General features: G+C 35.1%; 12 protein-coding genes. All 12 read left to right on the top strand.

What is annotated here, in order from left to right; genetic code table 11:
* The 12 genes from G9H60_RS07230 to G9H60_RS07175 all read left to right on the top strand — a co-directional run bounded on the left by G9H60_RS07230 (position 1) and on the right by G9H60_RS07175 (position 13,424).
* Entirely contained in the window at positions 1-957 is a 957-nt protein-coding gene (locus G9H60_RS07230) for an NAD-dependent epimerase/dehydratase family protein (protein ID WP_223143384.1), read from the top strand.
* A 66-nt stretch (positions 958-1,023) separates the two neighbouring features.
* The gene (locus tag G9H60_RS07225; protein WP_223143383.1) at positions 1,024-2,292 is read left to right on the top strand and encodes a hypothetical protein; all 1,269 of its coding nucleotides are present in this window, start codon (positions 1,024-1,026) and stop codon (positions 2,290-2,292) included.
* A 57-nt stretch (positions 2,293-2,349) separates the two neighbouring features.
* Positions 2,350-3,114 carry a glycosyltransferase family 2 protein gene (locus tag G9H60_RS07220; RefSeq protein WP_223143382.1) on the top strand — a complete coding sequence of 255 codons (765 nt, stop codon included), beginning with the start codon at positions 2,350-2,352 and terminating at the stop codon, positions 3,112-3,114.
* Positions 3,115-3,152: 38 nt separating this feature from the next.
* Positions 3,153-4,148 (top strand): NAD-dependent 4,6-dehydratase LegB, encoded by a 996-nt coding sequence (locus G9H60_RS07215; RefSeq protein WP_223143381.1) that lies wholly within the window; start codon positions 3,153-3,155, stop codon positions 4,146-4,148.
* Between the two features lie 2 nt (positions 4,149-4,150).
* Positions 4,151-4,852: a sugar phosphate nucleotidyltransferase gene (locus tag G9H60_RS07210; RefSeq protein ID WP_223143380.1), complete on the top strand. Its 702-nt coding sequence runs from the start codon at positions 4,151-4,153 to the stop codon at positions 4,850-4,852.
* Positions 4,849-5,712, top strand: a complete 864-nt coding sequence (locus tag G9H60_RS07205) for an NAD-dependent epimerase/dehydratase family protein (RefSeq protein ID WP_223143379.1) — start codon at positions 4,849-4,851, stop codon at positions 5,710-5,712. The genes G9H60_RS07210 and G9H60_RS07205 overlap by 4 nt, the downstream gene beginning before the upstream one ends.
* Entirely contained in the window at positions 5,705-6,835 is a 1,131-nt protein-coding gene (locus G9H60_RS07200; protein ID WP_223143378.1) for a hypothetical protein, read from the top strand. The genes G9H60_RS07205 and G9H60_RS07200 overlap by 8 nt, the downstream gene beginning before the upstream one ends.
* Entirely contained in the window at positions 6,836-8,722 is a 1,887-nt protein-coding gene (gene asnB / locus G9H60_RS07195) for an asparagine synthase (glutamine-hydrolyzing) (RefSeq protein ID WP_223143377.1), read from the top strand.
* A 10-nt stretch (positions 8,723-8,732) separates the two neighbouring features.
* Positions 8,733-9,872, top strand: a complete 1,140-nt coding sequence (locus G9H60_RS07190) for an N-acetyl sugar amidotransferase (RefSeq protein WP_223143376.1) — start codon at positions 8,733-8,735, stop codon at positions 9,870-9,872.
* Position 9,873: 1 nt separating this feature from the next.
* A complete protein-coding gene (gene hisH, locus G9H60_RS07185) occupies positions 9,874-10,509 on the top strand; it encodes an imidazole glycerol phosphate synthase subunit HisH (protein WP_223143375.1) in 636 nt (211 codons plus the stop codon).
* A 2-nt stretch (positions 10,510-10,511) separates the two neighbouring features.
* Positions 10,512-11,288 carry an AglZ/HisF2 family acetamidino modification protein gene (locus G9H60_RS07180; RefSeq protein WP_223143374.1) on the top strand — a complete coding sequence of 259 codons (777 nt, stop codon included), beginning with the start codon at positions 10,512-10,514 and terminating at the stop codon, positions 11,286-11,288.
* Positions 11,289-11,303: 15 nt separating this feature from the next.
* On the top strand, positions 11,304-13,424 hold the full coding sequence (locus G9H60_RS07175) for a bi-domain-containing oxidoreductase (protein WP_223143373.1): 2,121 nt from the start codon (positions 11,304-11,306) through the stop codon (positions 13,422-13,424).
* Position 13,425: the final 1 nt, after the last annotated feature.

Raw genomic sequence — 13,425 nt, 5'->3', positions numbered from 1 at the left:
ATGAAAATTCTAATTACGGGTGCTAATGGTTATGTAGGTGCAAGGCTAGCTTCTTATTTTGCCAAGCAAGGACATCAAGTAATTCCGCTGGTCCGAAAATTAGATAAGAATCATCTTGTTTGGGCATCTCAAATGTTTAATGTCATAGAAGGAGATATCAAGGAAGAAGAAACCATTCAACGTATTGCGAGTATAGAAGCGGATGTTATCATTCATTTAGTATCATTGGATCATCGCCAATCAGAAGCAGATCCAAGTATAGTTAATGAAGTGAATGTTTTGCCTACTTGGCGTTTATTGCATGCCTGTATCCCCAATGGACTAAAGAAATTTATCTATTTTTCTACAGCTCAGGTTTATGGAGGAAAAATGACTGGTGAAGTAGATGAAACTTATGCCATCAATACCGGAAATATTTATGGGTTGACACATTTCCTAGGAGAAAACATTTGTCAACATTTTAATACTAATTCAAGCTGTAATGTCATTTCTGTTCGACTTTCTAACAGCTATGGAAGTCCAGTTTTCGAAGAAAATAATTGTTGGTGGCTTGCCATTAATGATTTATGTAGGTCGGCCTATTATCAGAAAGAAATTAGATTATTGTCAGACGGTTCTCCACAAAGAGATTTTATTCATGTCGATGATGTTTGTCAGGCACTGGATTTGGTGATTGGATCAGCTGACAAAATAAGGGATAATGTTTACCATATTTCTTCTGGTAATACTATTTCTTTATTAAGCTTAGCCTGTAAAATACAAGAGGTTTATGAATTTCGTTTTGGAATTAATTTGCCGATTTATAATATCCATGGATTGGTTGATTCGAAACAAGTAAATGAAATACCTTCTCAATTTATAATTAGTAACAAAAAGCTTCAAGACCTAGGGTTTTTGCCTCAAATGACCCTAGAAGAAGGTATTAATGAATTGTTTGTCTATTTCGAAAAAGAATGAAATACTACATTGGTTTGAAAATAGTAAAAAACTGGATTTCCCAGTGTAGCAAATCTGAATAAATGTATGAAATTCTTTACAAGAAATAGCCAGACTCTTCAGAATCGGAATTCTTATTTCATCATGTTTTTGTTTTTTTCTACTCTGATATTTCAAACTACAGGTTTGAAATATATTTGGTCTTTACTCACAATTTCCACATTTGTCAATTTTTCGATATTAATCAGTCTTCTTTTGATTTCATTTTATGTTATCCAAGGTACTTCATTTTCAGTAGCAACATGGAAACAGTATTTAATACCTGCTATCATGATTTTCGGTGGAATGGCAGCTAATATTATTTATTATTCGTTACAAAATATTAAAATAATTACACAGTTGGGGAATACCTTGCCCTGGTTGTATTGTCTATCAGTTCCCTATTTTATCAAGAAGAAAGCCATTAATATCCAACAATTATGGAAATGGTATTATTATTTTTTTGTTATCATTAACCTGTTTAGCTTATTAGAATATTATTCCATTTATTTGGGAAACTTGAATTTTCAATATTTAGAAACTCCTTATGGCCCATTTTTGGCCAATAAGATTTCATGGCTTTACATGATGCCAGATGGATTACCGCATTTGCGATATTATGCTTGTTTTTATGAACCTGGGACATTGGCCATGTTTTTATTACCAGCCATATCTTATGCTTTTTTTCATAGAAAATACATTGGGATATTAATTTTATTGGGGGTATTTTATTTTACTTTTTCCTTGGGAGGAATGATTAGTTTATTCTTATTGGCGCTAGTCATTATTTTTATCAGTTTTGCCAAGAGCAGTAAATTCTTATTCGTGTCTATATTCATTACAATTTTGATGGCATTAGTTGGCTGGTTTAATCTGAGGGATCAGTTTATCACAGAATATGAAGAAAAAGGTAATTCAAGTGAAGTTAGAGAACAGAGTTTTGTAAGGACTATTGAGAATATTCCTGTGATGTTATTAAAATATCCTTTTGGTATAGAGCAAGCAGAAAATACGATTGAACTTGAAAAAAAGGAAAATTATATCCCTGCAAATTTCATTGTTGGATATTATATCAATACAGGAGGATTTTTAGCCTTAATTGGCTATTTAGTAATCACATTAATGACACTAATTATATCCATTGGTGCAGTGTTGAAAGGTAATTTATTAAAGGAAGAAAAGGTCATTTTCTCTTCTTTGATTGTATTATTTCCATTTATCTTCCAACGAAGCACTATTTGGGAAAGTGGATTGTTTGCCTTGATGTATGCACCTTCTTTATTACAGTATTTGAACAAATACAAGAGAATATTTTAAATTTCGGGATTCCTTATTTATTAATAATTCCTCTGCATTAGATTTCAATATAGTTTTATGCCATTAATTAGTATAATAGTAACTACATACAATCGGGAATTATTATTAAAAGAGACAATTCTTTCAATATTGGCTCAAAGTATCGTAGATTTTGAATTAATCGTTGTAGACAACTTTTCTAATTATGATTTTTTGAAATTTATGTCAACGTTTAACGATAAAAGAATTAAATCAATTCAAAACCAAAATAATGGAATTATAGCAGTAAATAGAAACGCGGGAATACAAGCAGCCCAGGGTAAATATCTCGCTTTTTGTGATGATGATGACCTATGGGAGTCCAATAAATTAGAATTGCAGCTTCCATTGTTAGAATCAAATTCAGCTGATTTAGTGTATTCTGGAACACTTTTATTCAATGAATTTGGTATGAATAAAGTTCATTGTTATCAACCCGTGAAATCATTGGCTCAATTTTTTGGATATAATCCAGTTACTTTATCAAGTGTAATATTGAGAAATTCAAATGATATTTTATTTGATGAAAATATAGGTTTTGCGGGTATTGAAGACTATACTTTATGGATAAATTTGTGGATGCGAGGGTTAAAGTTTCATATGATAGAAAAGCCTTTGGTGAAATTTCGAGTATCCAATACCTCATTTAGCAGTGTGTCTAGATCAAATAATGAATATAAAATTATCAAGTTTAAGATGTCATTGTTTGCGGAGGCATTAAGTTGGAAAGAAAAACTGGCTTTAAAGTTTTTCACAGGATTCAGTATAGCTCGTTTCATACTTTTGAAATTGTTAAACAGGTAATGCAATAACAATCAAATTTTAATTAGAAATAACAATTTATGAAAATAAAAAGTAAGGTTTTGGTCACGGGAGCAGATGGTTTTATAGGAAGTCATTTAGTAGAATTACTATTAATTGAGGGATATCAAGTAAGAGCATTTGTGTATTATAATTCATTTAATAGCTGGGGTTGGTTAGACACACTACCTAAAGAAAAGCTGGCACAGATTGAAGTAATTGCTGGAGACATCCGTGACCCCAATGGTGTCAGAGTGGCCATGCAAGGGTGCAATGTAGTTTTTCATTTGGCAGCTTTGATTGCAATACCATTTAGCTATCATTCTCCAGATTCTTACATTGATACCAATATCAAGGGAACGCTAAATGTAGTTCAGGCGGCTAGAGATTTACAGGTTGAACGGATATTGGTCACTTCAACTTCAGAAGTGTATGGTACAGCAAAATACATTCCGATTGATGAAAACCACCCAAGACAACCCCAGTCGCCCTACTCAGCCTCTAAAATTGGTGCTGACTGCATTGCAGAGTCATTTTACAGAAGCTTTGATCTTCCTATTACAATTGTTAGGCCATTTAATACCTATGGTCCAAGGCAATCTGCTAGAGCTGTCATCCCGACCATAATAACCCAATTGCTAAACGGCGTAGAAGAAATTCAATTAGGAGATTTAACACCTACTAGAGATTTATTATACGTGAAGGATACCGTTTCGGGATTTTTAAAAATAAGTTTGTCAGAAAAACTAATTGGAGAAGATTGTAACATAGCGACACAATCTGAAATTTCAGTGGAGGAAATTGCCAATGAATTGATTTTGCAAATTAACCCCAAAGCCAAAATTAAAGTTGACCAGCAAAGATTACGACCAGAGAAATCAGAGGTCTTTAGGTTATACGGGTCCAATCAGAAAATCAAGGAGAATACAGATTGGACTTTAACCTATGATTTTAAAGAGGGAATAAGAGAAACGATTGACTGGTTCAAAAAACCTGAAAATTTGATCAAGTACAAACACGATTTATATAATATTTAAATATGGGTAAAAGAGCTATTATACTTGCTGGAGGGAAAGGTACTAGATTAAAACCATATACGATTTCTTTGCCAAAACCACTTGTTCCTATTGGGGATGTTCCTATTCTTGAAATAATCATCAGGCAGTTAAAAAAGGCAGGATTTAATCATGTGACCTTAACTGTTAATCACATTGCTGATATTATTCAGGCCTATTTTGGTGATGGAAGTAAATGGGGAATTAAAATAGATTATTCGTTGGAATTAAAGCCCTTGAGTACTATGGGTCCTTTGACTCTTATTCCCGATTTGCCAGAAGATTTTTTAGTGATGAATGGAGATATCTTGACGGATCTTAATTTTGAAGAGTTTTATCATTCGCATATTGCAAATAATTCCAACTTTACCATTGCATCTTTCTTAAGGAAGGATAAGGTTGAATATGGCGTATTAATTCGAAATGAAAACTCTGAACTCATACAATTTCAAGAGAAACCGGAAAATGATTATTTGGTCAGTATGGGGGTATATATGATGAGTAAAAAAAATGTAGATCTTATACCAATTGATACTTTTTTTGGTTTTGATCATTTAATGAATGCATTGATCGAGAAAAAACACTACCCGAAAATCCATGAATTTAATGGGTATTGGTTAGATATTGGACGGCCTGATGACTATGAAAGAGCTGTAGAGGAACTTCCACAAATTAATAATTTATGATGAAACGGATTTTGGTATCAGGTAGTAATGGTTTTATAGGGAAAAATTTATGTCAAGCATTGAGTAGAAGGAATTACCAAGTTATTCAAATTCCTTCAAGTTCCGAGTTTGATTTATGCGACATTACCAATGTTGAAAATCTTCCAGATGTAGATATAATTATACATTTGGCAGCGAAAAGCTATATCCCTGAATCGTTTAAAAAGCCTAGTATATTTTATCAAAATAATGTATTATCAACTTTAAATTTATTGGAGAAGTCCAGAAAGAATCAATCAAAATTTATTTTTATAAGTTCTTATGTTTATGGAATTCCACAATATCTACCTATTGATGAAAAGCATCAAAGAAGTGCATTAAATCCGTATACTCAATCTAAAGTAATATGTGAGGATCTTTGCCATGCATATTCTAGGGATTTTGGATTGAATTCGGTCATATTAAGGCCATTTAATGTGTATGGGCCAAATCAATTAAGCTCTTTTTTATTGCCATCTATTATAAGCCAATTAAACAATGAAGAAATTTTTCTTCAGGACTCTCGTCCAAAGCGGGATTATATTTTTATTGACGATTTGGTGGAAGCCATTTTACTATCAGTAGATTTAGAAAAAGAAGGTTGTAACAGTTATAATGTGGGCTCAGGTTCATCTTATTCAGTCAGTGAATTAGTAGATATGTTAATACATATTTCTAAATCAACTGCTAAAATAAGATATGCCAATATTGAACGAAAAGGGGAGGTTTTAAATACTATTGCGGATATTAAAAAAATTAATTCTGATTTAGGGTGGTTCCCTTTAGTAGATTTGCATGAAGGTTTAATTAGAACGTTTAATTCAACCAAGAATAATGAATGATATTGATAGGTCACAGATGAGTGAAAATGTGATTATTTTTTTAGGTAATGCTAGGGATTTTCATGCCATTGATTGGTATAGGATGATCAAGAAAATTTGTCTTAACAGACAAGTTCTATTTGCAACTGATTTAATAGAATCTGAGGGGCATACAAAATTAGTGAATGATGAGGACCATATTCTTCGCTTAGTTAATATTGACAAACTCTTATTAAATAGTCAAACATCATTTGGTAATATTTGGAGAAATGTAATTAAGCTATTGTTTTTTCCACTTCAAGTATTGAAACTTAAAAGATTAGCTAAACAATACCCCAATGCCGTCTTTCATGCTCATACGATGTATTATCTTTTTATTAGCTGGCTAGCCAATATTAAATATATAGGATCGCCCCAGGGAGATGAAATTTTAATCCGACCTTTTCAATCCAAATTGTATCATTTTTTTTCCATAAAAGCACTATTAGCGGCAGAGCATATCATTGTAGATTCAATGAATTTAAAAAATGGAATTAAGAAACTTTGCGGAAAAGAAGCTGATGTAATCCAATATGGGATAGATGTGGCAAGTATACAGCAAATTGTATCAAATAAATTTGATAGAGAGTTGATTGTTTCGATAAGGGCCTTATATCCATTATATAGAATTGAGGAAATTCTAGATGGCCGAGATACTAGTAAGTCAAAATCTCCCATTGTTATGTTTTATCCGTTTTGGGAGCAACATTATAAAGACATAATACTGGCTAAATTAAAACCGACGGATACTCATTTAGGTAGATTACCGTCAAAGAATGACATATACCAAGTATTGTCCAAAAGTAAAATGGCAATTTCTATACCTATGAGTGATTCATCACCTAGAAGTGTTTATGAATCCATCTTTTGTGGATGCTGTGTCGTAGTCACGTATAACCCTTGGATAGAAAGTGTTGCAGCATGTATGCGTGAAAGAATTTTTGTAGTTGATTTAAAAGATCAAGATTGGTTTGATAAAGCGCTTGATTATTCGAATGAAATTGTAAAAAAACCGTATGTGCCTTCAAAAGAAGCCTTGGAGTTGTTTGATCAGGAATGCTCCATGAGATTAGTTGCAAAAAAATATTATAATTTTCAGGAATAGATGTGTGGAATTATAGCAATTAGCTCTTCCCAAAATGGACAGTTTGATATCAATGCAGCCATCCAAGCCATTCACCATCGAGGGCCAGATGATGATGGTATATTTCATTCCAGAGAGGGAGATGCTCATTTAGGTCAGGTTCGATTATCCATCATTGATTTAAGTGCGGCAGGTCATCAGCCCATGCAAGATTCGTCAGGGAGATATGTGATGACTTATAATGGCGAAGTCTATAATTTTCTAGAACTTAAATCCTATTTAGAATCAACCTACGGACCCATAGCTTGGAAGTCAAGTTCTGACACCGAGGTGATTTTGGAGGGATTTGCTCGAGAGGGATATGCCTTTTTATCCCAGTTGAACGGGATATTTGCTTTAGCGATTTATGATCAAGAAGCAAAAGAATTACACGTTTTGCGTGATCCCATAGGGATTAAACCCTTGTATTTTTCTGACCAAGGGGACTCCGTGTTTTTTTCTTCTGAAGTGAAAGGCTTACTAGCTTTTAAAAATTTAAAAAGAACCGTCAGAAAGCAATCTTTGGTAGAACAGCTGGCCTTTATGTATGTTCCTGAACCCTATACCATGTATGAGGAGTTTATGAAAGTGCAGCCAGGGATATATCATCGATATTCGGAAGGTAAATTAGTTGATTCCAAACCACTTTTTAATCATTTACAATCGCCAATCAGTCAATGCTCAGAGGAAGTCTTGACTGAGCAATTGCATGCAACCTTAGAAAAAGCCGTTAGAAGGCAACTGATAGCCGATGTTCCCATTTCACTTTTTTTGAGTGGTGGATTAGATTCATCTTCCATTGCTTTTGAAGCAGTTCAGGCAAAAGCAAATATTCAATCAGCTTATACGATTTCATTTTCTAAGGAAGATAATTCTTTAGATGGACAAAGCTCAGATTTGTATTATGCATCCTTAATGGCCAAGAAATTAGGTTTAAAATTGCATATCATTCAAGCGGAATCAGAGTTTTTAAGTTTGCTCCCAACGCTCATTGATTTCATGGAAGATGGCATTTCTGATCCAGCAGCCATTAATACATTTTTAATTTGCCAAAGTGCTCGAAAAGACGGAGTGAAAGTCATGCTAAGTGGACAAGGAGCAGATGAATATTTGGCGGGCTATCGTCGCTATCAGGCAGAAAAAATGATTTTAGATATGTCAACTTTGACAAAGAAGACATTAGCCACCATAGGAAGCGTATTGCCATCCACAATATCTGGAAAATTTAGCACCATTTACAGGAGATTTAAAAAATTGGCAAAAGCAGCTGGGCAACCCTCCCATGAACGCATAGCCAGCTATTTTATGTGGGGTGGAGGAGAACAGATTAAGTCCTTGTTTGTGGAACAGCAAGTGGAAAAACCTGGACAGGATTTAGTGGAATTTTTAGATCAACATGCTCATGTAGATACCTTCTCAACCATGTTACAAGCAGATCAACAATTTGATTTGCTTGCATTGAATTTATCTTACACAGATAAAATGAGCATGGCGGTGGGGTTAGAAGTTCGAGTGCCATTTTTGGATTTTGAAATGGTACAATTGATGAACTCGGTTCCGAGGAATCTCATGTTGAAAAATGGACAACAGAAGTATATTTTAAAGAAAGCGATGGAGCCTTATTTACCTAAAGAGGTGATTTATCGAGAAAAAGCAGGATTTGCCCTTCCCATTCGATCATGGTTTTCCAAGAGAAACGCTATCATTAATCATTATTTTGATCAACAGAGATTAGAAATTCAGGGGATTTTTCGTCCACAGCAGGTACAACAATTGTTGAACGAACAATTTTCGGGGAAAGAAGATCATTCTTATTTATTGTTTTCGATGCTTTGTCAGCAAATATGGCTTGACAAGAAAGGCATATAAACTTCATTTTATGAGTAATACTAATTATCAGATTTGTACGAATTGTGTCATGGATACTTCTGACTCCCAAATCGTATTTGATGAAAAAGGAGTTTGCGATCACTGTAACACTTATTATACCCACACTTTACCTCATTGGGATACTGGAGAAAAGGGGATGAAAGAGCTACAAAAAGTGGTTGAAAAAATTAAAAAAGAGGGAGAAGGGAAAGACTTTGATTGTATCATAGGAATGAGCGGAGGTATTGATAGTTCTTATTTAGTTTATGTAGCTAAAGAGGTACTAGGATTAAGACCTTTAGTATTTCACGTGGATGCAGGCTGGAATTCACAAATTGCTGTGAATAATATCGAACGTATTGTAGATCATCTCAAGCTGGATTTGTATACAGAAGTGATTGATTGGGAAGAAATGAAAGATCTCCAGTTATCCTACTTTAAGGCTGGAGTTCCTCATATTGATACCCCACAAGACCATGCTTTTTTTGCCACGATGTACAATTTTGCATCCAAGTATAAGGTGAAATATATATTGACAGGAGCTAATTTCTCTACGGAGTGCATCCGCAACCCGATTGAATGGATGTATTATCAATCGGATGTAATTCAGTTGAATGATATCCATCAAAAATTTGGTAGAAAGCCTTTGAAAAAGTATCCGTTGACGAGTATCCTTTGGCATAAATTATTTCTACCTTATTTAAGAGGAATTAAAGTCATTAAGCCACTGAATTATGTGCCCTACATTAAAACGGAAGCCATGCAATTATTGCAAGATAAGTTTGGTTGGCAACCATATCCTCAAAAGCATTTTGAGTCTAGATTTACGAAATTCTATGAGAGCTATTGGTTGCCAAAGAAGTTTGGTTATGATGTTCGAAGGGTTCAATATTCTAGTTTGATTGTGACTGGGCAAATGAAACGCGATGAAGCTCTCGAAAAACTGAAATGTAGTCCTTTTGACCCATCTGTGATTCAGCATGATTTTGAATATATAGCGAATAAATTGGGGATCCCAACAGAGGAATTGCAAGGTTATTTCGATGCACCTAATAAGACTTATAAGGATTATAAATCGCAAGAAAGCATTTATAAAATCGGTGCCAAATTGTTTAAAATGTTGGGGATAGAAAAAGCAGGGAAAAGATAAAATGGATCTTAATAAAAAGGCTAAAATAGGAATAGTGAATTATGGATCTGGAAATATTTTTTCCATTTCTAATATTTATAAAAAGGGGAATATTGACTTTTTTATTTCTTCTGAGCCCAAGGAATTGGTCAAAGCAAGTCATTTAATATTACCAGGAGTAGGGGCATTTGATGAAACCATGAAAACATTGAATGATTCAGGTTTAAAAGTATTTTTAGACGAAATGGTTTTAGGAGAGAAGAAGCCGATTCTAGGTATATGTGTAGGGATGCAATTATTAGCAGAAAATAGTGAGGAAGGGAATCTCCAAGGATTTGGTTGGATTAAAGGTAAAGTGAGGAAATTTGATGAATCGGTATTTAAGCAAAAGCCTTATTTACCTCATTTAGGTTGGAATACAGTTAATATTAAACAAGAGCACACCATTCTCAATCAGGTAGACCCTGAAGAGGGATTTTATTTTTTGCATAGTTATTATTTTGATTGTCAAAACACACAAGATATCTTAAGTACTACCGACTACGGAATTTCATTTGCGTCTGCTGTACACCATGAAAACGTCTATGGGATGCAATTTCATCCAGAGAAGAGTCATCAAAACGGCATCAATATTTTTTATAATTTTTCCCAAGTATAAATATGCTAAGACCTCGGATCATACCTTGTCTTTTAATTCGAAATAAAGGCTTAGTTAAAACGGAAAAGTTTAAAGAAGGGAAATATGTAGGAGACCCATTAAACGCGGTTAAAATATTCAATGAGAAAGAGGTAGACGAACTCATGGTATTGGATATTGATGCCTCAGTAGAGCAAAGAGAGCCAGATTTTGAGTTGATTCGCATGTTGGCTATGGAGAGTCGGATGCCCTTATGTTATGGAGGAGGTGTACAGACGATCGAACAAGTAAAAAAGATCATTTCTTTGGGGATAGAAAAGGTAGCCATAAGTTCCGCTGCTGTTGAAAACCCCGAAATTATTCAATCCATGGCCCATGCGGTTGGTTCACAGAGTATTGTGGTCGTCATTGATGTAAAAGCTAAAGGTTTATTTGGCAAACAAGAGGTGGTAACCTTAAATGGGAAAAAATCTCATGGTCTTTCCCCAGTAGAATTTGCTAAAAAATGTCAAGACTTTGGTGCTGGTGAAATTGTGATTAATTCGGTGGACCGTGACGGGCTGATGTCGGGTTATGATATCAAACTCATTAGAGAAATGCGTAAGCAATTGACGTTACCCATGACTGTCATAGGAGGAGCAGCAACCTTAGCTGATTTATCCAATTTAATGAAAGAGTTTGGGGTCATTGGTGCAGCGGCAGGTAGTCTATTTGTTTTTAAAGGGAAATACAAGGCGGTATTAATCAATTACCCTAATAAGTTGGAGAAAAGGGAAGTTTTAAGAAAGGGCAATTTTTAATTACATGAATATTATATGCTTCAAATAATTCAAGATTTAAAAAAGGGAGATACCCTCTTAGAAGAAGTTCCTGCACCATTGGTTAGGAAAGGAGCTGTTTTGATAAAAACAAGACGTTCATTAGTTTCTTTAGGAACAGAAAAAATGCTGGTGGAGTTTGGGAAAGGGAATCTCATTTCAAAAGCAAGGCAACAGCCCGATAAGGTAAAACAGGTTTTAGATAAAATTAAAACGGAAGGTTTAATCCCAACCTTGGAGGCTGTTTTTAATAAATTAGATGAACCTTTACCTCTTGGGTATTGCAATGTGGGTGAGGTGGTTGCTGTAGGAGAAGGGGTAAAAGATTTTGCCATAGGCGATCGTGTAGCCAGCAATGGGCATCATGCCGAAGTGGTGTGTATTCCACAAAATTTAGTAGCCAAAATCCCAGATAATGTCAGTGATGAAGAAGCAGCGTTTACTGTCATTGGTTCGATTGGCTTACAAGGAATCCGCCTAATCAATCCAAGTTTTGGAGAAACAGTTGTTGTAATCGGATTAGGTTTAATCGGCCTGATTACAGCAGAATTACTTTTGGCCAATGGTTGCCAAGTGATTGGTTTTGATTTTGATATACAGAAAGTTGAATTAGCCCAAAAGAAAGGGGTTCATGCCTTCCAATCCAATCATACGGATGTGGTGAAAACGGTGGAGTCCCTAACCCACCAAGTGGGAGCTGATGCTGTTATTATTACTGCTTCCACCAAAAGTGACGAGGTCATCAGTCAAGCTGCTCAAATGAGCCGGAAGCGTGGTAAAATAGTCCTAGTGGGAGTCATCGGATTGGATATACAACGTGCCGACTTTTTCAAAAAAGAGCTAAGTTTTCAAGTTTCTTGTTCTTATGGTCCTGGAAGATATGATGAAGATTATGAACAAAAGGGTGTAGACTATCCCATCGGCTATGTTCGTTGGACAGAAAAGAGAAATTTTGAAGCCATATTGACTGCGTTAGCTACCAAAAGATTACATGTAGCCGATTTAATTACAGAAAGAGTTCCTTTGGCGGATTATTTGCAGATTTATAATAAAATGGGAGGAGGCTCCATTGCCTCTATTTTAGAATATCCTGACACCATTGATTGGAACCAGACGGTCGTTTCAGGCAAGGCTTATGTAGCTCAAAAGTCATCGGGGGTGATTGGTATTATCGGGGCAGGAAATTTTACTAAAATGACGATGATGCCTGCCTTGAAAAATAGCGGAGCTCAGTATAAATATATTTCAAGTGCTGGTGGACTGACAGCCAAATCATTGGCCAATAAATATGGGTTTGAATTTAGTACCACAGACTACCACCAAATATTACAGGATGAAGAAGTAGACTTGGTTTTAATCACAACCAGACATGATGCACATGCCCAGATGGTGAAGGAATCATTGCAAGCTGGGAAACACGTTTTTGTGGAAAAACCCTTAGCTATCAACGAGGAACAATTGGAAGACATTAGACAAGTCTATCAATCAAAAGAAGCGTCTTTGACCTTAACCGTTGGATTTAATCGCAGATTTTCTCCCTTTATTAGACAAGCAAAAACATTACTAGGAGGAAGTACAGATTCGTTGAATATCATTGCAACGATGAATGCAGGCTTTATTCCTGCCGATGTATGGGTTCAGGACTTGCAAGTTGGAGGTGGGAGAATTGTGGGGGAAGCATGCCATTTTATCGATTTGATGGTGTATTTAACTGGAAGCAAGGTGGCAGAAGTGACCATGAGCGCTTTAGGCAAAAATCCAACGGAACAGACCGATAATGCGATTATTACCTTGAAATTTGAGAATGGATCGCAAGGGGTCATTAATTATTTTGCTAATGGTAGTAAGGCCTATGCCAAAGAGCGGATAGAAGTTTATTCACAAGGGAGAACATTAATTGTAGATAATTTCAGAAAGCTTAGTGCTTATGGATTTAAGGGTTTTAGTTCCATGGGTGGAACTTTAGATAAAGGTCATAAAGACCAATTTAAGGGGTTGATAGAAAGTGTCAAGCAAGGTAAAGGGCCACTAATCCCATTTGATGAAATTTATAACACAACGAAAGCTTCCTTCGCGGCATTAAGGAGTTTACGAGAAGGAACTTGGATTACCGTTTAAT

The organism is Aquirufa aurantiipilula, assembly GCF_019923745.1.
Lineage (GTDB): Bacteria > Bacteroidota > Bacteroidia > Cytophagales > Spirosomataceae > Aquirufa > Aquirufa aurantiipilula.
This window is presented reverse-complemented; position numbering and strand designations above follow the sequence as displayed.